Raw genomic sequence first — 25,245 nt, 5'->3', positions numbered from 1 at the left:
CGATCGGCATTGTGCGGCTGCATCTTTCCGAGGCCCCAAATCTTCCTGCCTCGGGTCTCGATGCCATGCTGGGCCTGATCCAGAACGATCTGTTCGATCTCGGCGCCGATCTCGCGGTGCCCCAGCGCGAGGGCAAGGCGGAACGCTTGCGGGTGTTGCTGCAGTTTGTCGCTGTCGTCATCACCATGCTGGCGGTCTGGGCGATGGGCCGCTAGCGCCGATTTGAAGTTCCTGCGCCGGCTGAAGGGAAACAACCATGGTCGTCCTCAATCGGATCTACACCCGCACCGGCGATGACGGCACCACGGCGCTGGGCAGCGGCGAACGCCGGCCGAAACACGATTTGCGCATCGGCGCCTATGGAACCGTCGACGAGACCAACGCCGCGATCGGCATTGTGCGGCTGCATCTTTCCGCGGCCTCAAATCTTCCTGCCTCGGGTCTCGATGCCATGCTGGGCCTGATCCAGAACGATCTGTTCGACCTCGGCGCCGATCTCGCGGTGCCCCAGCGCGAGGGCAAGGCGGAACGCTTGCGGGTGTTGTCGAGTCAGGTCGAACGCCTCGAGCGCGACATCGACGCCTTGAACGCGCCACTGGCGCCGCTGACCTCGTTTGTACTGCCCGGCGGCACCCCGGCCGCGGCCTATCTGCACCTGGCGCGCACCATATGCCGCAGGGCGGAACGGATGATGGTGGAACTTGCGGCCAAGCCCAATGAACCGGTCAGCGACGCCGCGATCCAGTATATGAACCGGTTGTCGGACTTCCTGTTCGTGGCCAGCCGTTCGGTGAACAATAATGGCGCCGGGGACGTGCTGTGGGTGCCCGGCCAGAACCGCTAAGCACGTATGTCCGGGGGTGATTTTTGCCCCTATCGCGTTGACCGGGGTTGGCGGGACCTTTAGGTTCCGCGCCCAAGCTGATTGATCCCGAAAAATTCAAGCGAAAGAGCGTCGATGAAGGTTCTGGTGCCGGTAAAGCGGGTGGTCGACTATAACGTCAAGGTCCGCGTCAAGAGCGACGGATCGGGCGTTGAACTCTCCAACGTCAAGATGTCGATGAATCCGTTCGACGAAATCGCCGTCGAGGAATCCCTGCGCCTGAAAGAGGCCGGCAAGGCGACCGAGGTGGTGGTGGTCTCGATCGGTCCCGCACAGGCGTCGGAAACCATCCGCACCGGTCTCGCCATGGGCGCCGACCGCGGCATCCTGGTAAAGGTCGATGGCAACGTCGAGCCGCTGGCTGTTGCCAAGATCCTCAAGGCTATCGTCGATGAGGAGAAGCCCGGCCTGGTCATCCTCGGCAAGCAGGCGATCGACGACGACAGCAATCAGACCGGCCAGATGCTGGCCGCGCTGCTCGGCTGGTCGCAGGCAACCTTCGCTTCGAAACTGGAAGTCGATGGTTCCGATTTCGTTGTGTCGCGCGAAGTTGATGGCGGCTCGCAGACCGTGAAACTCAAGGGCCCGGCGATCGTCACTACCGATCTCCGCCTCAACGAGCCGCGTTATGCCAGCCTGCCCAACATCATGAAGGCGAAGAAGAAGCCGATCGCCGACAAGACCGCTGAAGAATACGGCGTCGATCTCACCCCGCATCTTGAGATCATCAAGACGACGGAACCCGAGGGCCGCAAGGCTGGCGTCAAGGTCAAGGACGTCGCCGAACTGATCTCCAAACTCAAGACCGAAGCCGGGGTGATCTGATGACCACGCTTTTGATTGCCGAACACGAACACGAGATTCTCAAGGACAGCACCAACAAGGCGCTGACCGCCGCGACCGCGCTGGGCGCCGAAGTCCATATCCTCGTCGCCGGTGGCGGCGAAGGCACCAAGGCGGCGGCTGACAAGGCCGCCAAGCTGGCCGGCGTCACCAAGGTGCTGGTGGCCGACGATGCGCTCTATGCCCACGATCTGGCCGAGCCGCTGGCTGCCCTGATCGTGTCGCTGGCTGACGGCTACGACGCTTTCGTGGCGCCCGCCACCTCGCGCTTCAAGAACGTGATGCCGCGCGTCGCAGCATTGCTCGACGTGATGCAGGTGTCGGAAATCACCAAGGTGATCTCGTCCGATACGTTTGAACGCCCGATCTATGCCGGCAACGCGATCCAGACCGTGAAGTCCAGGGACGCCAAGAAGGTCATCACCGTGCGCACCTCAACCTTCGCCGCAGCCGGCGAAGGCGGCAGCGCATCGGTGGAATCCGCGGCGACGGCTGCCGATCCGGCGCTGTCGACCTTCGTCGGTGAGGAAGTCGCCAAGAGCGATCGTCCGGAGCTGACCTCGGCGAAGATCATCGTCTCCGGTGGCCGCGCCATGCAGAGCCGCGAGAACTTCGCCAAGTATATCGAGCCGCTGGCCGACAAGCTCGGCGCCGGCGTCGGCGCCTCGCGCGCGGCGGTGGATGCCGGCTACGCCCCGAACGACTGGCAGGTTGGCCAGACCGGCAAGGTGGTGGCGCCGGAACTGTACATCGCGATTGGTATTTCCGGCGCGATCCAGCATCTTGCCGGCATGAAGGATTCCAAGGTGATCGTCGCGATCAACAAGGACGAAGACGCGCCGATCTTCCAGGTCGCCGATTACGGCCTGGTCGCGGATCTCTACCAGGCGGTTCCTGAATTGACCGAAGCGCTCGGAAAGTAACGACGAAACGAAACACGAGGGTTGATTTGCAACACCGGCCGGGATCAACGGACTTCGGCCGGTGTTTGTGCAATAATAGGGTGCGGTCGCGATATGCGCAGCCGGTCACCCGGTGAGATGACAAGATGGCGGTTATGATCAAGAAAGTCGGCGTGATCGGCTCGGGCCAGATGGGCAACGGCATCGCCCATGTCGCGGCCCTGGGTGGCTTCGACGTGGTGCTCAATGACGTTTCGGCCGAACGGCTGAAGTCGGCGATGGCCACCGTCAACGGCAACCTGTCGCGGCAGGTCTCCAAGAACATCATCACCGAGGACGCCCGCAAGGCGGCGCTCGCGCGGATCGTGACGTCGGACACGATGGACGGTCTGGCCGACTGCGACCTGGTGATCGAGAGCGCCGTCGAGAAGGAAGAGATCAAGCGCAAGATCTTCCACGACCTCTGTGCCGTCCTGAAGCCGGAAGCGATCGTCGCTTCCAACACCTCCTCGATTTCGATCACGCGGCTGGCGGCCTCGACCGACCGCCCGGAAAAGTTCATCGGTATTCACTTCATGAATCCGGTGCCCTTGATGGAGCTGGTCGAACTCATCCGCGGCATCGCCACCGATGACGCGACGTTCGACGCGTCCAAGGAATTCGTCAGCAAGCTCGGCAAGCAGATCGCCGTTTCCGAGGATTTCCCGGCCTTCATCGTCAACCGCATTTTGCTGCCGATGATCAACGAGGCGATCTACACGCTGTATGAAGGCGTCGGCAACGTCCAGGCGATTGACGCGGCGATGAAGCTCGGCGCGCACCACCCGATGGGTCCGCTCGAGCTGGCCGACTTCATTGGCCTCGATACCTGCCTGTCCATCATGCAGGTGCTGCATGAGGGCCTCGCCGATTCCAAGTACCGCCCCTGTCCGCTGCTGGTGAAATACGTCGAAGCCGGTTGGCTCGGCCGCAAGACCCAGCGCGGCTTCTACGACTACCGCGGCGACAAGCCGGTTCCGACGCGCTGATCGCATCCGGGCAGGGCGTAGTCACTTCACATATTGCGCCTCGCCCATGCCGAACGACCAGTTCTCCGGCTTGACCTCGACCAGATTGATGAACACGTCCTCCGGCCGCAGGCCGGGGTTTTGGCCGAGCCGCTCGACGATGCGGCGGTACAGCGCCTGCTTCTTTTCCAGCGGGCGGGTGTTGCTGACGGTCAGCTGGATCATCACCAGATCGTCGGATCGGTTGATGCCGAGATAGTCCGCGCCATAGACGAAATCGTCCGCGTCATGCTCGGTCACCGTCATGAAGCGGTCGCCCTCCGGTACGTCGAAAGTTTCGCGCATCGCAAGGTACAGGCTTTCGCAGATGGCCTGGCGCCAGGCGACGGGTTTGCCCCGTCGCAGGGAAATCCGTGTTAGCGGCTTGCTGTCTCCTGTAGGAACCGGGTGTCAGGACATATGGGAGCACCGCGGCGTAAGGGTACGGGGATCAGCCCTGCCAATTTCGCCGGCATGGCTGCCCGCAGAAACATTCATTAACCGTTCCCCGGCTATAGCTGTCCGAATTACGGAGTATTGCTGATGGATATGGCTCTGGTTGCCAGTGCGCTCGCCATGCAGGCGGGTAATACGCAGTCGCAGATCGGCGCGACGATCATGAAGTCGAACGCCGAGATGGAGAAATCCACGGTGCTGACGCTGCTCGGCGCCGCCCAGCAGTCTTCTCAAGCCAATCTGGCCGCCGGCATCGGCGGCCAAGTGGATATCGCCGCTTAAAGCCCCGCCGCGACCGGCTTCATCGCCGCCTTGATCAGCTTCAGTGCGTCTTCGCTGGCCCATTCTGCGGGACCCGCGATGGTCGCGATTTCGCAGCCGCGGCCATCGACCAGCACCGAAGTCGGCATTCCCAGCGCGCGGCCGACGCCCTTCAGTTCCTGGAACACCTTGGCGCTGCTGTCGGCGAAATAGCCGAGCTTGGCCAGATTACCGTCCTTCAGAAACGCTTTGGGCTTCTGCGCATCGCGGGTGTCAATATTGATCGCCACCACCTCGAAATCCGCGCCGCCGAGCTTGCCCTGCAACTCGTCCAGCGCCGGCATTTCCTTGCGGCACGGCACGCACCAGGTCGCCCACAGGTTCACCAGCACCGTCTTGCCGCGCCAGTCCGACAGTTTCTTGGGCTGGCCCTCACCGTCCATAAAGGCGAGGTCCGGCAGCTTCAGCGGCGCGGTCGCCATCGTCAGCGCCGCGACCTCGCCGCGCGCCAACGGGGCCAGTTTCTTCGACAGCGCCACCGCCGGCTGGCAGAGCGGATCGCCGGATGGCGCGCGGTCCATGAACGATGCGACGCCGGCATAGCCGATGACGGCGCCGACCAGCACCGCGCCGAGCACGAAGGCGGTACGGCGCATTGGTCGGGCGGGCGGAGAGGTCGGCACGTCGGGCATATCGTTTGTCATCCAGTGTCAGATACGGCTATGCAGAGCCATATATGGAGAGATCGGTAGAAGCGCAGCGGTCTGTGCGCGGCCGATCCATGAGGCAAGTCGGAAATTAAGTCGGGAATACAGCATGGCAGGCACGAGCAACAAGATGTGGGGCGGCCTGTTCGGCGAGAGCCCCGATGCGATCATGGAAGAGATCAACGTCTCCATCGATGTCGATCGCGCCCTCTACGCCCAGGATATCGCCGCGTCCAAGGCGCACGCCGCCATGCTGGCCACCCAGGGCATCATCACCGCCAAGGATGCGAAACAAATCGCCGGCGGTCTAGACACGATCCTGTCAGAGATCACCAAGGGCAAGTTCACCTTCAAGCGCGCGCTCGAGGACATTCACATGAATGTCGAGAGCCGGCTCGGCGAGTTGATCGGCCCCGCCTCCGGCCGTTTGCACACCGCGCGCTCGCGCAACGACCAGGTCGCGACCGATTTCCGGCTGTTCGTCCGCGACACGCTGGATGCGCTGGACGAATCCTTTGCTGCGTTCCAGCAGGCGCTGGTCGAGCGCGCGCTGGAGCACGCCGGCACCGTGATGCCCGGTTTCACCCATCTGCAGACCGCGCAGCCGGTGACCTTCGGTCATCATCTGATGGCCTATGTCGAGATGGCCGCGCGCGACCGCGGCCGGTTTGCGGACGCCCGCAAGCGGCTCAACGAGAGCCCGCTCGGCGCCGCCGCTCTGGCCGGTACCTCGTTCCCGATCGACCGCCACGCCACCGCGAAATCGCTAGGCTTCGACCGGCCGATGGCCAATTCGCTGGATGCGGTCTCGGATCGCGACTTCGTGCTGGAAACGCTGTCCGCGGCTTCGATCGCCGCGGTGCATCTGTCGCGCTTTGCTGAGGAAATCGTGATCTGGACATCGCCGCTGGTCGGGCTTGTCAGGCTGTCCGACAAGTTCACCACCGGCTCCTCGATCATGCCGCAGAAGCGCAATCCTGACGCCGCCGAACTGGTCCGCGCCAAGACCGGCCGGGTCATCGGTGCGCTCACCGGCCTCCTGATCGTGATGAAGGGCCTGCCGCTGGCCTATCAAAAGGACATGCAGGAAGACAAGCAGGGCGCAATGGAGGCGTTTTCGGCGCTGTCGCTGGCGATTCGCGCGATGACCGGCATGGTCCGCGACCTCGTTCCCGATGAGACGAGGATGCACGCCGCAGCCGGCGAAGGCTACGCTACCGCCACGGACCTGGCTGACTGGCTGGTCCGCACCCTGAAAATGCCGTTCCGTGATGCCCATCATGTGACCGGTAAAATCGTCGGCATTGCCACCAGGCAGGGCGTGCCGCTGCACGAGGTGCCGCTGAAGGACATGCAGGCCGTGGAACCGAAGATCACCGCTGCCGCTCTGGCGGTATTGTCGGTGGAATCCTCGGTGAAAAGCCGCGTCAGCTACGGCGGCACCGCGCCGAAGAACGTCCTGGCGCAGGCCAAAGCCTGGCTCAAGCGTCTGGAAAAAGAACGGAAATAGCGTGTCGTCCCCGCTTTCGCGGGGACGACAGTGCCCCTCGCCAGAGCCGGGCAATCTTTGTATGATGCCGGCGCATTTGGGGATTTTGCCGTGAATTGTTCGACCCGCCCTGCGACCAAGCGATGGGCCATGCTTGTACTGACCGTCTCCGCGCTGGCGTTGGCCGGCTGCGGCCGCAAGGGCGGCCTCGACCTGCCGCCGCAGGCCGGGACGCAGCCCGCAGCGTCGCAGCCAACGGCCAGTTCCGACGCGAACTCGGCTGCCAACAAGGGCTCGGCCCTGTTCGCGCCTTCGACCGGCGACGATTCGGCGCCGTCGGCCTCCCGAGGCCGCAAGAAATCCTTCCTCCTCGATCCGCTGCTGGACTAAATCGCCATGCGACATTTTGACTATCGCAACGGCGTGCTCCACGCCGAGGGCGTGGATATTGCCGCGATGGCGGAAGCCGTCGGCACGCCGTTTTATTGCTACTCGACCGCCACGCTTGAGCGGCACTACCGCGTGTTCAGCGAGGCCTTCGGCGATGTGAAGTCGCTGGTCTGCTACGCGATGAAGGCCAATTCCAACCAGTCGGTGCTGCGTACGCTGGCCAAGCTCGGCGCCGGCGCCGATGTGGTTTCCGGCGGCGAGTTGAAGCGCGCTCTGGCCGCCGGCATTCCGCCGGAAAAGATCCTGTTCTCCGGCGTCGGCAAGACCGCGGACGAACTGCGCGCGGCGTTGCGCGAAAACATTCTTTGTCTCAACGTCGAATCCGAGCCCGAGCTCGAACTGCTCTCGGCGATCGCCACCGAGATGGGCCGCACGGCGCGCATCTCGATCCGCGTCAATCCGGACGTCGATTCCGGCGGCCACGCCAAGATCACCACCGGCAAATCCGAGAACAAGTTCGGCATTCCGATTGCCAACGCCCGCGCCGTCTATGCCCGCGCGGCTGCGCTGCCGGGTATCCAGGTCACCGGCGTCGATATGCATATCGGCAGCCAGATCACCGATCTCGCGCCGATGGAGGCCGCGTTCCGGCTGCTCGCCGATTTCGTCCAGGTGCTGCGCAGCGACGGGCACACCATTAGCCACGTCGATTTCGGCGGTGGCCTCGGCATTCCCTATTACGAAGACCGTGCGGTGCCGCCGGAGCCCGCCGCCTATGCGGCGATGGTCAAGCGCGTCACGCATAATCTCGGCTGCACGCTGATGTTCGAGCCCGGCCGCCTGATCGTCGGCAATGCCGGGATTCTGGTCGCGCGCGTGATCTATGTGAAGCACGGCGACGGCAAGACCTTCGTGATCATCGACGCCGCCATGAACGACTTGATCCGCCCGACCTTGTACGAGGCCTATCACGAGATTTTGCCGGTGGCGGCGCCTGCGCCCGGCGCAAAGATGATCACCGCCGATGTGGTCGGCCCTGTCTGTGAGACCGGCGACTACCTCGCGCTCGACCGCAAGCTGCCCGATCTCAAGCCCGGCGACCTCATTTCTGTGATGACCGCCGGCGCTTACGGCGCGGTGCAGGCCGGCACCTACAACACCCGCGCGCTGATCCCTGAAGTGCTGGTCAACGGCGAGCACTACGCCGTGGTGCGCCCGCGCGTCGAAGTCGAGGACCTGATCGCGATGGACAAGCCCGCGCCCTGGCTGTGAATTTCCAGGGGGGCGGTTACGCGCTGCCCCACCGGTATTCGGGGAGATCGCGCCGGCCGACTAGATGTAACGCTCCTCCTGACGCCTTCGTGGCCCCGTTACCAGCGAACCGACTTGGGCTCGTCCCTTGCACGTCCCTTGCATGGTGTGTTGCCGTATTGGCGGCAGTGCCTCAGTGTCGCCGTCGTGCTAGGCTCGTATTCGGCAACCCCGGAGATCGTCGTTGAGCGCTACGCCCCCCGACCGACCAGAGACTGCGCGCGATCCCGAAGCGCAGGCGCAGCTTTCGCTGGCGCAGGCGCTGCAGCGCGCGCGCTGGGCGATCGCCTGGGAGCGGGCGTGGCCACATCTCGGCCGGCTGCTCAGCGTGGTCGGCCTGTTCCTGGTGGCGTCGTGGGCCGGGCTGTGGCTGATGCTGCCTTCGGTGGCCCGCGCCATCGGCCTTGCGCTGTTCGCGCTCGCCGCTTTGGCGACGCTGGTTCCGATGTTCAAATTCCGCTGGCCGTCGCGCGAGGAGGGGCTGTCGCGACTCGACCGCGGCACCGGCATCCGGCATCGCCCGGCGACCGCGCTCACCGATACGCTGGCGACGCAGGACCCGGTCGCGCGCGCGCTGTGGCTGGTGCAACGTGAACGCACGCTGGCCTCGCTGAAGAAGATCCGCGCCGGCCTGCCGTCGCCGCGGCTTGCGATCCATGATCCCTGGGCGCTGCGCGCTTTGGTCGTGGTGCTGCTGTTCGCCACCTGGATTGCGGCCGGCGGCGAGCGCGGCGCGCGGATCATGGCCGCCTTCAACTGGCAGGGCGTGTTGGCGCCCGGCAATATTCGCGTCGATGCCTGGGTGACGCCACCGGCCTATACCGGGCGGCCGCCGATCATTCTCTCCGCCGCCAACAAGGACGCCGTAGAAGCCAACCTGTTGCCGGTGCCGGCCGGCAGCACGCTGATCGTGCGCTCCAGCGGCGGCGCGCTCGATGTCGTGCTGTCCGGCGGCGTCAGTGAAGTCGCCCCCGCGGCCGAGGCCCCGAAGGGCACCAGCGAGCGGCACTTCACGATCGCCACGGATGGCACCGCGCATGTCCGCGCGCCGTTGGGCCAGCCGGTGTGGAAATTCACCGCCACCGCCGACCGCGCGCCCACAATTTCACTTGCCAAGGACCCCGAGCGGCAGGCGCGCGGGTCGCTGCAGATGTCCTACAAGCTTGAGGACGACTACGGCGTCACCGAGGCCCACGCGCAGTTCGCCGCCCGCGAGACGGATGCCAAGGAGGCCAAGCCGCGGCCGCTGTTCGAGCCGCCGTCGTTCTCCCTCATGCTGCCCAACGCGCGCACCCGCAACGGCATCGGCCAGACCGTCAAGGACCTCTCCGAAGATCCCTATGCCGGCGCCGATGTCACGTTGACGCTGACCGCCAAGGACGAGGCCGGCAACGAAGGCAAGAGCGAGCCGTTCAACACCCGCCTGCCGGAGCGGCTGTTCACCAAGCCGTTGCCGCGCGCATTGATCGAACAGCGCCGCATTCTCGCGCTCGACGCCAACCAGCGCGGCCAGACCGGCGTGGCGCTTGAGGCGATGATGATTGCGCCGGAAGCCTTCACGCCGGAGGCCGGGCAGTATCTCGGCCTGCGCAGCGTCATGACGCAGCTCGACCGCGCCCGCACCGACGCCGCGTTGCGCGAGGTCGTGGCCTCCCTCTGGGCGCTCGCCGTCACCATCGAGGATGGCGACATCACCGATGTCGACAAGGCGTTGAAGGCCGCGCAGGACGCGCTCAAGCAGGCGCTGGAGCGCGGCGCTTCCGACGAGGAGATCAAGAAGCTCACCGAGAATTTGCGCGCGGCTCTGGACAACTTTCTCAAGCAGCTCGCCGAAAAGATGCGCGACAACCCGCAGCAGCTGGCGCGCCCGCTCGACAAGAACACCAAGGTGATGCGGCAGCAGGACCTCAACAACATGATCGAGCGCATGGAGCGGCTGTCGCGCTCCGGCGACAAGGACGCCGCCAAGCAGTTGCTCGAACAGATGCAGCAGATGCTGGAAAACCTGCAGATGGCGCAGCCCGGCCAGCAGGGCGACGGCGAGATGGAGCAAGCGCTGAACGAACTCGGCGACATGATCCGCAAGCAGCAGCAGTTGCGCGACAAGACCTTCAAGCAGGGTCAGGAATCTCGCGAGCAGCGGCGTCAGCGTCAGGCCAAGCCGGGCGAGCAAGGCATGGGTGATCTGCAGCAGGACCAGAAGAGCCTGCGCGAGCGGCTGAAGAAATTGCAGGACCAGCTCGCCAAGCAGGGCATGGGGCAGGGCCAGAAGGGTCAAAAGGGCGAGAAGGGCCAAAAAGGCCAGGGTGGGCAGGGCGAACAAGGTCAGCAGGGCCAGGGCGATCCCGGTGACGGGGATGATGACGGTGATGGTCTGGGCGATGCCGATTCCGCGATGGGCGATGCCGATGGCCGGCTCGGCGAAGGCAATGCGGAGGGGGCCGTAGATTCGCAGGGCAAGGCGCTCGACGCCTTGCGCAAGGGCGCGCAGAAGCTGGCGCAGGCGATGCAGCCCGGCGAGGGCGAGGGCCAGCAGGACGGCCCCGGCAACACCCCCGGTCGCCAGCAGGGCGCGGGCCGTCAGACCGATCCGCTTGGCCGTCCGCTGCAGGGCCGCGAACTCAGCGACGATCTGTCGGTGAAGATCCCCGGCGAGATCGACGTGCAGCGCGTGCGCCGGATTCTGGAAGAACTCCGCCGTCGCCTAGGCGACACCGCCCGCCCGCAACTCGAACTCGATTACATCGAGCGGCTGCTGAAGGATTATTGATTTAGCTCGCGCCCTTCCCCTCTCCCCTTGTAGGAGAGGGTGGCCGCGCGAAGCGCGGCCGGGTGAGGGGGCGTGTTCTGCGGCACCCCCTCACCCGACGCGGACGGAGCCTGTCATCGGGCGGCGCCTTGCGCCGACCCGTTGGTCGCGCCACCTTCTCCCACAAGGGGAGAAGGAAAAAAGAAAGCCGCCCGCACTAATCCCTCGCCCGCGACGCCAGCGCGTCCGCTACGGCGGTGCGGATGTCGGCGACCGAGAACGGCTTCGTCACCACGTCATGCACGATGGCGTTCAGGCCCGAGGCGCGTTCGCGCTGGTCGGCGAATCCGGTCATCAGCAGGATCGTGACATCGGGAAAATCGCGCGCCGCTGCCAGCGCCAGTGCGATGCCGTCCATGATCGGCATCTTGATGTCGGTGAGCAGCAGGTCGAACGCGCCGTCCTGGTCGGTGAGGATTTCCAGCGCCTCGGCGCCGTCCTGCGCGGTGACGATCTCGTGGCCGTCCATCGCGATGGCGCGGGCCACCAGCACGCGCATCGATTCTTCGTCGTCGGCAATCAGGATACGCATGGCAACTCCGTCGTACTACTCGCGCTCAACTCGCCAGATCGCGCTTGTTGAAGAAGCGCACATCGAGGCTGCGGCCCTCGGCTGGCGGCGACGCCAGCCGCGATCGGAACCAGGCTTTGTCGCCGGGATTAAGGCCCTGCTGCTCCAGCACCGCGTTCCAGGCGTAGATTTCGGTGCCGAGGGCGTCGCGGACGACAAAACGCAGCCGCGGCATCGCCACCGGCATCGTCTTGCTCTCGCCGACGATGTTGCCCTCGATCACCAGCACCGGCTTTCCCTCGACCGTCTCCATCGCGACCTTGACGTCCTTGAAGGACAGCCCGCGCAAATTCACGTTGAGCCCGACCAGACGGTAGAAGCCCGCGGTCTGCGGCATCAGCCGGACCACATCAACGCGCCAGACCATCAGCGCCACCACCAGAGCCGCCATGCCGGCGCAAACGGCCGACAGGCTCGGTCGCGGCATATAGGGAATGCGTATGGTGAAGTTCGGGATCAGCCGCCGCAGCCGTGACAGGGGCGATCTGCGGCCGAAGCGCGGCGCGGCCGGCGTCTCGTCGCGCGCCATCGCGGTCCAGTCGGCATCCGTGGCCTGTGCCGGCAAGCCCATGGAAATGGACGGGCTCTCGACCATCGGCACGGCGGCAGACGTTTCCTCCGCTTCGTCCTCGGTGATCCCCCAGGCGCTCATGTCCTCGTTTGGGTCGGGATCGGCCATCGCCGGTACCCGAATCTCCAATTCCTCCGGCTGGGCCAGCCAGACTTCCTTGCAACGCGAGCAGCGCACCATCCGCCCGGCATCGCCAAAGGTGGCCGGATTGACGGCAAAGGATGTCGTACAATGGGGGCAAACGATATGCATGGAGCGGGTCGCCGATGACATGGCCGGCAGGCTACAAGATGACTGTTAACGAATCGGAAACCATAACGGTCGCACAACCGAAATACAGTCTCGCCACCGACGGTCCCGGAGCCGTCTCGCAACTCATCGAACGGAGCTGAATGTGGTCCGGTTCGAAAATGTCGGTTTGCGCTACGGGCTTGGCCCGGAGATTCTGCGCGACCTCAATTTCCAGATTCCCGCGCACTCGTTCCAGTTCCTGACCGGCCCGTCGGGCGCCGGCAAGACCTCGCTGCTGCGCCTGCTGTTCCTGTCGATGCGGCCGACCCGCGGACTGGTCAACCTGTTCGGCAACGACATCTCGCTGCTCGGCAAGGACGAGATCGCCGATTTGCGCAAGCGGATCGGCATCGTGCTGCAGGATTTCCGGCTGCTCGATCACATGACGACCTATGAGAACGTGGCGCTGCCGTTCCGCGTGATGGGCCGCGACGAGTCCAGCTATCGCCGCGAGGTCATCGACCTCCTGAAGTGGGTTGGGCTGGGCGAGCGCATGGACGCGCTGCCGCCGATCCTGTCGGGCGGCGAAAAACAGCGCGCCGCGATCGCGCGCGCGGTGATCGCGCGGCCGCTGCTGCTGCTCGCCGACGAGCCGACCGGCAACGTCGATCCGACCCTGGGGCGACGGCTGCTGCGGTTGTTCATCGAACTCAACAAGTCCGGCACCGCCGTGATCATCGCCACCCATGACATTACGTTGATGGACCAGTACGACGCGCGCCGTATGGTGCTGCATCAGGGGCGGCTGCATATCTATGAGTAAATCCGGCGACGAGCACGGCGCGCTGATGGACCTCGGGCATGACACCCCGCAGGTTCCGGCGAAGGCGCGCAATACCTCACCGATCGTGCCGCGCGGCTCGATCGCCGGCCGTGCTCTGGTCGCCGTGGTCGCGATCATGACGTTCCTGGCTTCGCTGACCACCGGCGCGGTGCTGTTGATCTCGGCCTCGGCGTCGGAATGGCAGTCGGAAGTCGCCAGCGAGATCACCATCCAGGTCAAGCCGCTGACCGGCCGCGATCTCGAGCGCGACACGTTGGCCGTGGCGGACGCGGTGCGTGGCCAGCCGGGGATTGTCGAGGTGCGGCCCTATACCAAAGCGGAATCCGCGGCCTTGCTGGAGCCGTGGCTCGGCAGCGGCCTGTCGCTCGACGACCTGCCGGTGCCGCGCGTGATCGTCGCCCGCGTCGCGCCGGGCACCGTGCTGGACATCGCCCGGCTGCGCGGCCGCGTCACCCAGGCCGCGCCCAATGCCAGCGTCGACGACCACCGCGCCTGGATCGAGCGGATGCGCGCGATGACCGGGGCGACGGTGCTGACCGGCATTGGTATCCTGGCGCTGGTTATCGTCGCCACGATCATCTCGGTGTCGTTCGCCACCCGCGGCGCGATGGCCGCCAACCGGCCGATCGTCGAGGTGCTGCATTTCGTCGGCGCCGGCGACCGCTTCATCGCCAACCGGTTCTTCCGGCACTTCCTGCGGCTCGGCCTGCAGGGCGGGCTGATCGGCGGCGGCGCCGCGATGCTGGCCTTCGGCTTTTCGGAATCGATCGCCAGATGGTTCTCCGGCACGCCGGTCGGGGACCAGTTTGCCGCGCTGCTCGGCACGTTCTCGCTGCGCCCGTCCGGCTATCTCGCGCTTGCAGCGCAGGCCTGCCTGATCGCCGGGATTACTGCCTGGGCCGCGCGCCGCACGCTGTTTTCGACGCTGAACGACATCGACTGAGGCCTGGTGCGCCGGGCGCACGCTTATGAGCCAAAGCCGCGCCGGCATCGCCAACCCCGGCGAAAAAAACTAGACTTGAGCAAGAGGATTGCACGGCTGACCATGACGTTGCCGACCGACGAGGACCTGACCGATATGCCCGCGCCACGGCGGCCGCGCGGCGTTTTTCGCGCGGCAATCGTCGGCGTGTTCGCGCTCGGCTTTCTGGTCGGCGCGGTCGGCTTCGTTGGTTTCCTGTCGCAGTTGCGCAACGGCGAGTTGAACCCGTCCGCCAAAGCCGACGGCATCGTCGTGCTGACTGGTGGATCTTCGCGCGTCGCGGATGCGATGGAATTGCTCGCCAAGGGCTACGGCAAACGCCTGCTGATCTCCGGCGTGCATCCCACCAACGGCGTCAGCGATCTCGCGCGTTCGCTGCCCGATAGTGAAAAGCTGCTGACTTGCTGCGTCGATCTCGATCGCTCCGCCGTCAACACGCGGAGCAATGCGGTCGAGACGCGGCGCTGGGCGCGTGAGCGCGGCTTCCGCTCGCTGATTGTGGTGACGTCGAACTATCACATGCCGCGCGCCATCGTTGAGCTATCGCACGAGATGCCGGACATCGAACTGATCCCGTTCTCTGTGATCGGCGACAAATGGCGCGACGAGCCGTGGTGGTTCAGTGGTCCAACACTGCGGCTGCTGCTGTCGGAATACGCCAAATACCTCGCCGCCGAAGTACGCGTGCGGCTGGCCGATGCCGGCCTCGACTTGACGCCGGAGGCGCCCGCGCAGCAAACCGAGGCGCCGCGCAAGCCGGCGCGCATTTCCGCCAACTGAACGGACCCCCATGACCTCGATTTTCGTGCGTTCGCTGATCTACAACGTGCTGTTTTACGCGCTGCTGGTGTTCTGGGTCCTGGTCGCGATTCCGACCATGATCATGCCGCCGCGCGCCTTCATGGGGGTGGCGAAAGCCTGGGCGCGCAGCAGCGTCTGGCTGATGCGCGTGGTCTGCAACACCAAGACGGAATATCGCGGGCTCGAGAAAATCCCAGCCGGGCCGCTGATTGTCGCCTCCAAACATCAGTCGATGTGGGAGACCTTCGCGCTGATGCAGTTCTTCGATGCGCCATTGTTCATCTACAAGCGCGAGCTGGCGTGGATCCCGTTCTTCGGCTGGTACCTGGTGAAGTCGAAGATGATCGGCGTCGATCGCTCGGGCGGCATGCGATCGCTGATGGACATGGCGCGCCGCGCGCCCAAGGAAGTGCAAAGCGGACGCCAGTTGATCATCTTCCCGGAGGGCACGCGCACCCCGGTGGAAGCGCCGCCGGACTACAAGACCGGCGTTGGCCAGATCTACGTCAATGCCGGCGTGCCGTGCCTGCCGGTGGCGCTGAACTCCGGCCTGTTCTGGCCGCGCCGTACTTTCTTGCGCTATCCCGGCACGCTGGTGGTGGAATTCCTCGATCCGCTGCCGCCGGGCCTGTCGCGAAAAGACTTCATCGTCGCGATGAGCACGAAGATTGAAGAAGCCACCGACCGCATCGTGGCGGCGGCCCGCGTCGAGCAGGCGGAATTGTTCGGACGTGTGCCGAACGTGGTTGCGAAGGAGCGTTGATCTTCTTTCTTCCCTCTCCCCTTGTGGGAGAGGGTGGCTTCGCGAAGCGAAGACGGCTGAGGGGTGGTGTTGCGCGATGACCCCTCATCCGACGCGGACGGAGCCTGTCATCGGGCGGCGCCTTGCGCCGACCCGTTGGTCCGCGCCACCTTCTCCCACAAGGGGAGAAGGAAAAAGATTCACCCCTGCAGCATCGTCGCCAGTTGATGCAATTGCGCGTCGCGAAACCCTTCCGCTTCGATCGCCTTCACGGTCGACAGCACATAGTCGCGGTTGTCACCGGAACGGCCATGGCCCTGCTTCACGAAATGCAACTGCTCACCAAGGCTCAGACGCCCGGCATATTGCACATGGCCGCGGTCGACCACGTAGGCCAGTGCGCTGACGCGCTGTCGCGCGGCATTGTTCAGCCACACCGAACGCATCACCTCGCGGTAGACATGCGTGGTCTGCTCGCGGCTGCGCAGATAGGCGATGGTGTCGTGGCGCGCTTTCGCCGCGACCCGGAAGGCGATGCCGCGGCAGGCGCCGCCGCGGTCGAGGCCGAGCACCAGTCCGGGCTTTTCCGGCGTGCCGCGGTGGTCGAAGGAATAGACGCACAGCGCCCGGTGTTCACCGATCAGCCGGGCCGGGGTCTGTTCGATGAAACCGAAGCCCGGCCGCCACATCAGCGAGCCATAGCCGAACACCCACAGGTCGCCTTCGGATTCCGATTCGCTGGTGATCTTGGCTGCCATGATGCCGGACTAGCAGAATCCGCGAGTTGCTGCGATGCAGTTTGCCGCAACGCGGGGCTGCGCGGCCGATTGGGCGGCGGCCACCGCTGATTTGACAAAATCATAAGGTTTACGTCCCGCCATGTCTGAATATGCCTCCGATCAAGTCCTGCCGATCCGCCCGCGCCGGCTCTGGCCCGTGTTCATCGCGCCCGTCCTCGTCGTCGTTCTGGCGGCGGCATGGACCGGCTTCTGGTTCTTTGCGGCCTCCAAGGTCGACGAGAACGTAGATGCCTGGCGCGCGCGCGAGGCCGCAGCCGGGCGGATCTATGATTGCGCCGACCGCTCGGTGGCCGGCTTCCCGTTCCGGCTCGAAGTCCGCTGCAGCGGCGTCAGCGTAGCGCTGCTGTCGCAGACCGCCGGACAGGCCGCGACGCAGGCGCCGATCACCGCCAAACTCGGTGAAATCCTGGTGGTGGCGCAGATTTACAGTCCGAAATTGCTGATCGCCGAATTCAAGGCGCCGGCGATCCTGTCCGATCACGGCCAGCCTGCGATGGCGGTGAACTGGTCGATGGCGCGCAGCAGTATCATTGGGCTGCCCGGGACGCCGGAAAGCGCCGACATCGTGTTTGACGACGTTTCGGTCGATCGCATCGCCGGCGCCGTGCAGGCCGCCACCGTGCGCGCCAAGCACATCGAACTGCACGGCCGCGCCGCCTCCGATTCGACGCCAGCCAAGCCGGTGCTGGAATCCGTGCTGCAACTCACCGGTGGCAGTATCCTTGACGTGCATCCGCTGCTGGCCGAGCCGTTCGATGCCGATATCCGCACCCGTTTGAGCGGCCTGACCGATGTCTCGCCGAAGCCCTGGCCGCAGCGTTTTCGCGAATTGCAGGCGGCCGGTGGCCGGGTCGAGATCATGCAGTCGCGTGTCCAGCAGGGCGAAACGGTGTCGCTGGCGACCGGCTCGCTCGGCCTCACCGCGTCGGGCAATCTCGACGGTGAATTGCAGATGACGGTGGCCGGGCTGGAGAAACTGATCCCGGCGCTTGGTATCGACAAGCTCCTGGAAATGGGCGTGCCGCAGTCGGCGCTCGATCGCTTTGCGCCCGGCGTGAAGAGCGCGGACGTCAACAACGTGCTCGGCGCGCTGGACCGTGCGATTCCGGGCCTCGGCCGGATGGTGCGCCAGAACGCCAATGCCGGCGTTGCCGCGGGAATCGACTCGCTGGGCACCGCGGCGGTGCTGGAAGGCAAAAAGGCGCGGACGTTCCCGCTGAAATTCGTCGATGGCGCGGTGTTGCTGGGTTCGCTGAAAGTCGCGCAGATCCCGCCACTGTTTTAACCCGGACTCATGTCCCGGACGCGGTGCGGCATTCTCAGGCGAGCTCTTGCATCGCCGCTCCGCAGATCCGGGACCCACGCTTCACCCTGAAAACCCATAGGTCCAGGATCTGCAGCGCACCACGCCGCTAGCGCGGCGCGCAGCGTCCGGGCACAAGAGACTCGCTACTCCGCCTTCTTCGTCAGGGCTGTGTGCTTGCGGCCGAAGTCGGCGGCCGCTTCATCCTGTCCAAGGTTCACGATGCCCCTGCGGATCGCGCGGGTGCGGGAGAAGTGCTCGAACAGCGCCTCGCCATCGTCGCGGCGGATGGCGCGGGTGAGTTTTGACAGGTCTTCCTGAAAGGTGCCGAGCATTTCCAGCACCGCGTCCTTGTTGGCAAGGAACACGTCGCGCCACATCGTGGGATCGGACGCCGCGATGCGGGTGAAATCGCGAAAACCGCCGGCGGAGAACTTCAGCACTTCCGAGCGGGTCACGTCTTCGAGCTCGTCGGCCGTGCCTACGATGGTGTAGGCGATCAGGTGCGGCAGATGGCTGGTGACCGCGAGCACCAGATCATGGTGCCCGGCATCCATGATCTCGACATTGGCGCCGAGCGCGCTCCAGAACTGCTCGAGCTTTTCCACGGCAGCCGTGTCGGCGCCTTCCGGCGGCGTCAGGATGCACCAGCGGTTGCTGAACAGTTCGGCGAAGCCGGAGTCCGGCCCCGAATTCTCGGTGCCGGCAACCGGATGCGCGGGAATGAAATGGACGTTGGCCGGCAGATGCTCGGCCATCGCCCGCAACACGCTGGCTTTCACCGAACCGACGTCGGATACGATTGCGCCGGGCGTCAGGTGCGGTCCAATGCTTTGCGCCACCGCGCCGGAGATGCCGACCGGCACGCAGGCGATCACCAGATCGGCATCCTTCACCGCGCTGGCATTGTCGTCCGCGATGCGGTCGGCGAGCTTGATCTCGGCGGCGCGCGCGCGCACCTCCGCCGAGGCATCGGTCGCCACCAGCTCGCCAGCCAGGCCGAGCTGCCGGATGCCGCGCGCCAGCGACGAGCCGATCAGGCCGAGCCCGATCAGTGCGATGCGCTTGAAGGGCGGCTGCGCGGTCACTTCTGCTCCATGAATTCGCGGATGGTGTCGAGGAAGAAGCGGTTGGCTTCCTCGGTGCCGATCGTCATGCGCAGCGAATGCGGCAGGCCGTAATTGGTGACGGCGCGCAGCACCAGGCCACGGCTGGTCAGGAACGCGTCGGCGTCCGCCGCGGTCTTGCCGGGAGTGGTCGGGAAATGCATCAGGATGAAGTTCGCCACGCTCGGCGTCACGGTGATGCCGAGCTTGCGGACTTCCGCGCTCAGCAGCTCACGCCACTTCACGGTGAAGGCCTGCGACATCTCGACGTGCTGGGTGTCCTCGATCGCTGCGACCGCGGCGAGCATCGCCGGCGCGGAGACGTTGAACGGGCCGCGGATGCGGTTCATCGCGTCCACGATATCAGCCGGGCCGAACATCCAGCCGATCCGCAGCGCGGCGAGGCCGTGCACCTTGGAGAAGGTGTAGCAGACCACGGTATTCTCGGTGCTGTTGGCCAGCTCGAGGCCGCTGTCATAGTCGGGGCGGCCGACATAGTCCGCATAGGCGGCGTCCAGCACCAGCAGGACGTGCTCGGGCAGGCCGGCGCGCAGCCGCTTGATCTCATCGAACGGCAGATAGGTGCCGGTCGGATTGTTCGGGTTCGCCAGCCACACCAGCTTGGTGCGCGGCGAAACGCAGTCGAGGATCGCATCGACGTTGCAGGTGAAGTCGACTTCTGCGGCGACCACGTTGGTGGCGCCGTTCGCCGAGGTGGCGATCGGGTAGACCAGGAAGCCGTGGGTGGTCGAAATCGCCTCGTCGCCGGGGCCGAGATAGACATGCGCGATCAGGTTGAGGATCTCGTCGGAACCGGCGCCGCAGATGATGCGCGCGGGATCGAGCCCGTGGCGCTTGCCGATCGCCTCGCGCAGCACCCTGGAGGTGCCTTCCGGATAGTCCTCGAGATGCGTCGCGACGGCGGTAAAGGCCTCCTTGGCGCGCGGCGAGGGACCGAACGGGGTCTCGTTGGCCGACAGCTTGAAGGTCTTGCGGCCGGCTTCGACCACCGGGCTCTTGCCGGGCGTGTAGGGCGCAATATCGAGAATTCCGGCTTTCGGCACGGGACGGGACATCATCAACTCCAGATTATCAGGCGTAGCTTCAGGCAAATATTCAGGATTTCGGCGCGCCGTTGGCGGGCACCGTATAGCGGGTTGCGTGGCTGCCGACGAGGGCCGTGGAGCGCACCGAGGCGCCGGCCTCGATCAGCGCGGCCTTGATATGGTCGAGGCTGGTGGCTGACGTGACCGAGATCAACAGGGCTGCGCCATCGAAGGCGGTATCGGGCACCGCGACGATTTCGGCCAGCGGCGACAGCGCGCGCGCGATTTCAGCATTCCAGCCCGACACCCGTACGCTCCACATCTCCACTTCCGTCACCATCGCACTGTCGGCGACGCGCGACACCACGAATACCGGAAGTGCGGCCGGATGATCGGCGCGCTCGATGAACGGCAGCCGAGCGATGATCTTGGGCATGCCCTGCGGCTCCAGCTCGATCCACCAAGGCGTCCGGCTGGAGGTCGCCGAGACCAGCGCCAGATCACCCTTGGACCGGGCTACGGCCTCGACCGCGGCGGCGGCGCTGAAATGCGCCACGTAGGGCACCGTGAAGCCGAAGTGAAACCGCGCCGAATCCCGCATCGCCGGTTCGCCGAGCGACAGATCGGCATGGACCGAGAACGGCGCCTGCACATAGGTGAAGGTGGAGATGATGACGCGCCAGATGCTCTCGACGGTATCGATCGGGAGGATGCCGCGGTGGCGCTGCACCAGCCGGCGCATCATGTCGGCTTCGCGCGCCGGGCGGAAGGCGGAGCCGACCTCCTGCGTCTGCTTGACCGAAATCAACCGGTCGATGATGTCGCCGCGCTGCATCAACAAGGAGTGCACCTGCGCGTCGATGGAATCGATTTCCTGGCGGAGCACTTCCAGCGAGGGCGGAGCAGGGGGCGCGATGGACATGGCGATAACCCGTAAACAGCTGATACGATGGGCCTCTCGCCCGCGCCTTGATTAGGAAAGACGGCGGCGGAAAGCAAAGAAAACATGGCGGCCATGCGTCGCCGCGCGGGGCTGCCACACTCCTGCGGCCATCTTGACGGCCGGGTGTGCTGGGACTAATGTCTCAGGACCTCGTGGTCATTTGAGCCGGCCGGCTTGCAGCCACGTTAAACAATTCGCTAAACAGGCCGGGGACAGTTGGATCCCGGCCGAACCTATGTTCAGGCCGGGTTTTTTTATGGCTTGATCCCTGTGCTGAGAACCTCCCGAGGAGGCCGGTATCAAGATGGTCACAATCCAACCGGCACAGAGCCCGGCAAAGGCCGACGAACGCGGGCGCGAAGCGGATCACCCGACCTCGCAGGTCGCTCTGTTCGGCGCCGACCAGCCGCTGCGGCTGGATTGCGGCATCGATCTCGCCCCGTTCCAGATCGCCTACCAGGCCTATGGCACGCTGAACGCCGACAAATCCAATGCCATCCTGGTCTGCCATGCCTTGACCGGCGACCAGCACGTCTTCAACTCCCATCCGGTGACCGGCAAGTCCGGCTGGTGGGAAACCCTGGTCGGTCCCGGCAAGGCGCTGGATACCGAGCGCTACTTCATCATCTGCTCCAACGTGCTCGGCGGCTGCATGGGCTCGACCGGCCCCGCCTCCACCAACCCCGTTACCGGAAAAGTGTGGGGGCTGGATTTTCCGGTCATCACCATTCCCGACATGGTGCGCGCGCAGGCGATGCTGATCGATCGCCTGGGCATCGATCAGCTGTTCAGCGTGGTCGGTGGTTCGATGGGCGGCATGCAGACGCTGCAATGGACCGCTGCCTATCCGCAGCGCGTCTTCTCCGCGCTGGCGGTGGCCTGCAGCACGCGGCATTCGGCGCAGAACATCGCCTTCCACGAGCTCGGCCGTCAGGCCGTGATGGCCGATCCGGACTGGCGCGGCGGCCGCTATTTCGAGGAAGGCACCCATCCGCACCGCGGGCTTGGCGTAGCAAGGATGGCCGCGCACATCACCTATCTCTCCGACGCTGCCTTGCACCGCAAGTTCGGCCGCCGGATGCAGGACCGGGAGTTGCCGACGTTTTCCTTCGACGCCGACTTCCAGGTCGAAAGCTACCTGCGGTATCAGGGTTCGTCTTTCGTCGAGCGCTTCGACGCCAACTCCTATCTCTACCTGACGCGCGCGATGGATTATTTCGACATCGCCGCGGATCATGACGGCGTGCTGGCGGAAGCGTTTCGCGATACCAAGACGCGATTCTGCCTGATGTCTTTCACCTCCGACTGGCTGTTTCCGACCTCGGAATCGCGCAACGTCGTGCATGCGCTGAATGCCGGCGGCGTGCGGGTGTCGTTTGCGGAAATCGAGACCGACAGGGGGCACGATGCCTTCCTGCTCGACGTGCCGGAATTCCTCGATATTGCCGGCGCCTTCCTGGATTCCGCCGCCTCGGTGCGCGGCCTGGTGGAGAAATAACATGTCCGCCGAACAACAGATTTTGCCGTTGCCTCGCGTCGCCTTGCAGGACGCGTCCAACTATCGCGGCGACCACCTGCTGGTGGCGCAGATGATCGCGCGCGGCTCCAAGGTGATCGATGTCGGCTGCGGCGACGGCGATCTGCTGCAACTGCTGGAGACGCGCGGCATTGATGGCCGCGGCATCGAACTGTCGCGCGAGGGCGTCAACCATTGCGTCGCCAAGGGGCTCGCGGTGGTGCAGGGCGACGCTGACACCGATCTCGTGAACTATCCCGACGATTCCTTCGACTATGTGATCCTGTCGCAAACGCTGCAGGCCACAAGGCAGCCGCGCGTTGTGCTGGAGAACCTGTTGCGCATCGGACGGCGCGCCATCGTGTCGTTTCCGAACTTCGGATTCTGGAAAATGCGCTTGCAGTTGCTGGTCGGCGGTCACATGCCTCGCACGGAGAATCTGCCGGCGACGTGGTACGACACGCCGAATATCCACTTCTGCACTATCAAGGATTTCGTGCAGTTGTGCGACGAGATCAACGTCAATGTGGAGCGCGCGGTGGCGCTCGATCTGCATGGCCGGCCGCTGCGGCTCAATGCGCCGTGGTGGTTCTGGAACATGTTTGGCGAGCAAGGTGTGTTTCTGCTTAGCCGCGCCGGTAAAATCCGTTAGGCCTGCGAATATACCATTTGTGAGCGTTTATGCATGGCGGCCGGCCGCCATGCAGCTTTGCTGCGTAGCTTTCATGCTTAGGGCGTCATTATGGTAGTGTTGTCATGAAATGACCTTGCTGCGTGCCTTGTTCTAGCCATACCGAAATCTGTTGTAGCCATTCCGATATCGACCTCACGGGGACGATGAATACGGGGGCGTACAAGGATTAGGTATGGTTCAGTTCAATGCGTTTCGCCGGCCACTTCGCTTCTCTCTTCTTGCGATGTGTTCGGTCATCATTTTCGCGATCACAACTCCGGCTTCAGCCAAGCCACGGCACAGTGGGCATCACGCCCACGCGCATTCTTTCAGGCATCACGCCTCCAACACGCGCCATCACGGCCGCCGCCACATGCGCGCTTCGCGTCGCCATGCGGTCCAGCAGAGCGCCGACAGCGCGGCAGAATCCTTCGGCAGCAATTCAAGCTTCGGTTCATCCAACGTCGTCGCGGAAGCGCGGCGTTACATCGGTGGCAATCCCACCGGCCGAGCCCGGCTGTGGTGCGCGCGCTTCATGAACATGGTGCTGCAGCGCTCCGGCCATACCGGCACCGGCTCTGACATGGCGCGCTCGTTCTCCAGCTACGGCCAGCGCATCTCCGGCCCGCAGGTCGGCGCTATCGCTGTGATGTCGCGCGGCCGTCGCGGCGGCCATGTCGGCGTGGTCAGCGGCATCGATCCCAAGGGCAACCCGATCATCGTCTCCGGGAACCACGGCAACCGTGTCGCCGAGTCGGTGTATTCGCGCGGCCGCATCTACGCCTATGTGATGCCGTCGAGCTGAGACGACAGCTCGCTTTGCCCGGCCGCGATGCACGGTCATTCCTTAACGGATCTTAAGCGATTCCGGCCGGGCAGGCCTGCGGTCAAAAATATCCGGTCGCTCTCTTCCGCTTCCTGTTCGGCTGCCCATATTTGCGTCAAGCTGGTTTTGACGCCAGCGACGACCGTGGGCGGTTGAGGAATGTCAACGCGATCCGCGGAAACCCAGTGAAGATGCCTTTTCCGTGCTTTCGAGGCGGAATCGGCAGGCCGAGGGAATTCCGGAATGAATATCGAAAAATACACCGAACGCGTGCGCGGCTTTATCCAGTCGGCGCAGTCATTGGCCGTGCGCGAGGGCCATCAGCAATTCTCGCCGCTGCATATCCTTAAAGTCCTGCTCGACGACAGCGAGGGGCTTGCTGGCGGACTGATCGACCGTGCCGGCGGCAATTCCCGCGCTATCCTGCAGGCGACCGAGGCCGAACTCGGCAAGATGCCCAAGGTTTCCGGCGCAGGCGCCGGTCAGGTCTATCTGGCTCCCGCGACTGCGCGCGCGCTTGAGGCGTCCGAACAGGCGGCCGAAAAGGCCGGCGACAGCTTCGTCACCGTGGAGCGCCTGCTGCTCGCTTTGGCGCTCGACAAGGATTCCGAGGCGGGCCAGTTGCTCGCCAAGGGCGGCGTTACTCCGCAAAACCTGAACGCCGCGATCAACGCGCTGCGCAAGGGCCGCACCGCCGACAGCGCCACGGCAGAAAACGCCTATGACGCGCTGAAGAAATACGCCCGCGATTTGACGCAGGCCGCGCGCGACGGAAAACTCGACCCGGTGATCGGCCGCGACGAGGAAATCCGCCGTACGATTCAAGTCCTTTCCCGCCGTACCAAGAACAATCCGGTGCTGATCGGCGAGCCGGGCGTCGGCAAGACGGCGATCGCCGAAGGCCTGGCGCTGCGCATCGTCAATGGCGACGTGCCGGAATCCCTGAAGGACAAGCAACTGATGGCGCTCGACATGGGCGCGCTGATCGCTGGCGCCAAATATCGCGGCGAGTTCGAGGAGCGGCTGAAGGCCGTGCTCGAGGAGATCAAGAAGGCCGCCGGCCAGGTGATCGTCTTCATCGACGAGCTGCACACGATCGTCGGCGCGGGCGCCGCCGAAGGCGCGATGGACGCCGGCAACATGCTGAAGCCGATGCTGGCGCGCGGCGAGCTGCACATGGTCGGCGCGACCAC

At 64.9% G+C, this 25,245-nt stretch carries 26 protein-coding genes, 1 pseudogene and 1 riboswitch; of the genes and pseudogenes, 19 read left to right on the top strand and 8 right to left on the bottom strand.

Annotated elements, in window-relative coordinates; all coding sequences use genetic code 11:
- From JWQ24_RS18080 to JWQ24_RS18060, 5 genes and pseudogenes are all read left to right on the top strand, one after another.
- Nucleotides 1-158 (top strand): annotated as a pseudogene (locus JWQ24_RS18080) (ATP:cob(I)alamin adenosyltransferase); the annotation flags it as partial.
- Between the two features lie 98 nt (nt 159-256).
- Entirely contained in the window at nt 257-844 is a 588-nt protein-coding gene (locus tag JWQ24_RS18075; RefSeq protein WP_299810963.1) for a cob(I)yrinic acid a,c-diamide adenosyltransferase, read from the top strand.
- 114 nt (nt 845-958) lie between these two features.
- On the top strand, nt 959-1,708 hold the full coding sequence (locus JWQ24_RS18070) for an electron transfer flavoprotein subunit beta/FixA family protein (protein ID WP_299810960.1): 750 nt from the start codon (nt 959-961) through the stop codon (nt 1,706-1,708).
- Nucleotides 1,708-2,649 (top strand): FAD-binding protein, encoded by a 942-nt coding sequence (locus JWQ24_RS18065; protein WP_299810957.1) that lies wholly within the window; start codon nt 1,708-1,710, stop codon nt 2,647-2,649. Before JWQ24_RS18070 ends, JWQ24_RS18065 begins: the two co-directional genes overlap by 1 nt.
- Nucleotides 2,650-2,774: 125 nt before the next feature.
- Complete coding sequence (locus JWQ24_RS18060; protein ID WP_299810955.1) at nt 2,775-3,656, top strand: 3-hydroxybutyryl-CoA dehydrogenase; 882 nt, start codon at nt 2,775-2,777, stop codon at nt 3,654-3,656.
- Between the two features lie 21 nt (nt 3,657-3,677).
- Here JWQ24_RS18060 and JWQ24_RS18055 read toward each other — a convergent pair whose 3' ends face one another.
- Complete coding sequence (locus JWQ24_RS18055) at nt 3,678-3,980, bottom strand: tautomerase family protein (protein WP_366521451.1); 303 nt, start codon at nt 3,978-3,980, stop codon at nt 3,678-3,680.
- A gap of 237 nt (nt 3,981-4,217) precedes the next feature.
- On the opposite strand from JWQ24_RS18055, the gene JWQ24_RS18050 reads away from it, so the two are divergent.
- Nucleotides 4,218-4,412, top strand: a complete 195-nt coding sequence (locus tag JWQ24_RS18050) for a hypothetical protein (RefSeq protein ID WP_299810952.1) — start codon at nt 4,218-4,220, stop codon at nt 4,410-4,412.
- On the opposite strand, the gene JWQ24_RS18045 is transcribed toward JWQ24_RS18050, so the two are convergent.
- Nucleotides 4,409-5,083: a TlpA disulfide reductase family protein gene (locus tag JWQ24_RS18045; protein WP_299810969.1), complete on the bottom strand. Its 675-nt coding sequence runs from the start codon at nt 5,081-5,083 to the stop codon at nt 4,409-4,411. The two genes, JWQ24_RS18050 and JWQ24_RS18045, sit on opposite strands and share 4 nt — an antisense overlap.
- A gap of 124 nt (nt 5,084-5,207) precedes the next feature.
- Here JWQ24_RS18045 and argH point away from each other — a divergent pair, with 124 nt between their 5' ends.
- From argH to JWQ24_RS18025, 4 genes are all read left to right on the top strand, one after another.
- A complete protein-coding gene (gene argH, locus JWQ24_RS18040) occupies nt 5,208-6,608 on the top strand; it encodes an argininosuccinate lyase (RefSeq protein WP_299810949.1) in 1,401 nt (466 codons plus the stop codon).
- A 129-nt stretch (nt 6,609-6,737) separates the two neighbouring features.
- Nucleotides 6,738-6,977, top strand: coding sequence for a lipoprotein (locus tag JWQ24_RS18035; RefSeq protein ID WP_299810946.1), 240 nt, complete (start codon nt 6,738-6,740; stop codon nt 6,975-6,977).
- A 6-nt stretch (nt 6,978-6,983) separates the two neighbouring features.
- On the top strand, nt 6,984-8,249 hold the full coding sequence (gene lysA, locus JWQ24_RS18030) for a diaminopimelate decarboxylase (RefSeq protein ID WP_299810943.1): 1,266 nt from the start codon (nt 6,984-6,986) through the stop codon (nt 8,247-8,249).
- 223 nt (nt 8,250-8,472) lie between these two features.
- Nucleotides 8,473-11,058 carry a TIGR02302 family protein gene (locus JWQ24_RS18025; protein WP_299810940.1) on the top strand — a complete coding sequence of 862 codons (2,586 nt, stop codon included), beginning with the start codon at nt 8,473-8,475 and terminating at the stop codon, nt 11,056-11,058.
- A gap of 196 nt (nt 11,059-11,254) precedes the next feature.
- Here JWQ24_RS18025 and JWQ24_RS18020 read toward each other — a convergent pair whose 3' ends face one another.
- On the bottom strand, nt 11,255-11,629 hold the full coding sequence (locus JWQ24_RS18020) for a response regulator (protein ID WP_299810938.1): 375 nt from the start codon (nt 11,627-11,629) through the stop codon (nt 11,255-11,257).
- A 25-nt stretch (nt 11,630-11,654) separates the two neighbouring features.
- Complete coding sequence (locus JWQ24_RS18015) at nt 11,655-12,491, bottom strand: MJ0042-type zinc finger domain-containing protein (protein ID WP_299810936.1); 837 nt, start codon at nt 12,489-12,491, stop codon at nt 11,655-11,657.
- 142 nt (nt 12,492-12,633) lie between these two features.
- Here JWQ24_RS18015 and ftsE point away from each other — a divergent pair, with 142 nt between their 5' ends.
- The 4 genes from ftsE to JWQ24_RS17995 all read left to right on the top strand — a co-directional run bounded on the left by ftsE (nt 12,634) and on the right by JWQ24_RS17995 (nt 15,860).
- A complete protein-coding gene (ftsE, locus tag JWQ24_RS18010; protein ID WP_299810934.1) occupies nt 12,634-13,293 on the top strand; it encodes a cell division ATP-binding protein FtsE in 660 nt (219 codons plus the stop codon).
- Nucleotides 13,286-14,257 (top strand): ABC transporter permease, encoded by a 972-nt coding sequence (locus JWQ24_RS18005; RefSeq protein WP_299810932.1) that lies wholly within the window; start codon nt 13,286-13,288, stop codon nt 14,255-14,257. Before ftsE ends, JWQ24_RS18005 begins: the two co-directional genes overlap by 8 nt.
- Nucleotides 14,258-14,392: 135 nt before the next feature.
- On the top strand, nt 14,393-15,076 hold the full coding sequence (locus tag JWQ24_RS18000) for a YdcF family protein (RefSeq protein ID WP_299810966.1): 684 nt from the start codon (nt 14,393-14,395) through the stop codon (nt 15,074-15,076).
- A gap of 10 nt (nt 15,077-15,086) precedes the next feature.
- A complete protein-coding gene (locus JWQ24_RS17995) occupies nt 15,087-15,860 on the top strand; it encodes a 1-acyl-sn-glycerol-3-phosphate acyltransferase (protein WP_299810930.1) in 774 nt (257 codons plus the stop codon).
- A 179-nt stretch (nt 15,861-16,039) separates the two neighbouring features.
- Here JWQ24_RS17995 and JWQ24_RS17990 read toward each other — a convergent pair whose 3' ends face one another.
- Nucleotides 16,040-16,597 (bottom strand): gamma-glutamylcyclotransferase, encoded by a 558-nt coding sequence (locus JWQ24_RS17990; RefSeq protein ID WP_299810927.1) that lies wholly within the window; start codon nt 16,595-16,597, stop codon nt 16,040-16,042.
- 121 nt (nt 16,598-16,718) lie between these two features.
- Between JWQ24_RS17990 and JWQ24_RS17985 the strand changes: the two genes are divergently transcribed.
- The gene (locus JWQ24_RS17985; protein ID WP_299810924.1) at nt 16,719-17,924 is read left to right on the top strand and encodes a DUF2125 domain-containing protein; all 1,206 of its coding nucleotides are present in this window, start codon (nt 16,719-16,721) and stop codon (nt 17,922-17,924) included.
- A 164-nt stretch (nt 17,925-18,088) separates the two neighbouring features.
- Here the strand turns inward: JWQ24_RS17985 and JWQ24_RS17980 are convergent, their stop codons facing one another.
- The 3 genes from JWQ24_RS17980 to JWQ24_RS17970 are packed head-to-tail and all read right to left on the bottom strand — an operon-like array spanning nt 18,089 to nt 21,016.
- Nucleotides 18,089-19,030 carry a prephenate/arogenate dehydrogenase family protein gene (locus JWQ24_RS17980; protein ID WP_299810920.1) on the bottom strand — a complete coding sequence of 314 codons (942 nt, stop codon included), beginning with the start codon at nt 19,028-19,030 and terminating at the stop codon, nt 18,089-18,091.
- A complete protein-coding gene (locus JWQ24_RS17975; RefSeq protein ID WP_299810917.1) occupies nt 19,027-20,124 on the bottom strand; it encodes a histidinol-phosphate transaminase in 1,098 nt (365 codons plus the stop codon). Before JWQ24_RS17975 ends, JWQ24_RS17980 begins: the two co-directional genes overlap by 4 nt.
- A gap of 40 nt (nt 20,125-20,164) precedes the next feature.
- Nucleotides 20,165-21,016, bottom strand: a complete 852-nt coding sequence (locus JWQ24_RS17970; protein WP_299810914.1) for a chorismate mutase — start codon at nt 21,014-21,016, stop codon at nt 20,165-20,167.
- A gap of 163 nt (nt 21,017-21,179) precedes the next feature.
- Nucleotides 21,180-21,259, top strand: a riboswitch (SAM riboswitch).
- Between the two features lie 82 nt (nt 21,260-21,341).
- On the opposite strand from JWQ24_RS17970, the gene JWQ24_RS17965 reads away from it, so the two are divergent.
- From JWQ24_RS17965 to JWQ24_RS17950, 4 genes are all read left to right on the top strand, one after another.
- Complete coding sequence (locus tag JWQ24_RS17965) at nt 21,342-22,535, top strand: homoserine O-acetyltransferase (protein WP_299810912.1); 1,194 nt, start codon at nt 21,342-21,344, stop codon at nt 22,533-22,535.
- A gap of 1 nt (nt 22,536) precedes the next feature.
- Nucleotides 22,537-23,205, top strand: a complete 669-nt coding sequence (metW, locus tag JWQ24_RS17960; RefSeq protein WP_299810910.1) for a methionine biosynthesis protein MetW — start codon at nt 22,537-22,539, stop codon at nt 23,203-23,205.
- Nucleotides 23,206-23,419: 214 nt separating this feature from the next.
- Nucleotides 23,420-24,031 (top strand): TIGR02594 family protein, encoded by a 612-nt coding sequence (locus JWQ24_RS17955; RefSeq protein ID WP_299810907.1) that lies wholly within the window; start codon nt 23,420-23,422, stop codon nt 24,029-24,031.
- A gap of 264 nt (nt 24,032-24,295) precedes the next feature.
- On the top strand, nt 24,296-25,245 hold a 950-nt coding region (locus JWQ24_RS17950; RefSeq protein ID WP_299810904.1), incomplete at its 3' end, for a Clp protease N-terminal domain-containing protein.

It is taken from the genome of Tardiphaga sp. (genome assembly GCF_028290495.1).
Lineage (GTDB): Bacteria > Pseudomonadota > Alphaproteobacteria > Rhizobiales > Xanthobacteraceae > Tardiphaga.
This window is presented reverse-complemented; position numbering and strand designations above follow the sequence as displayed.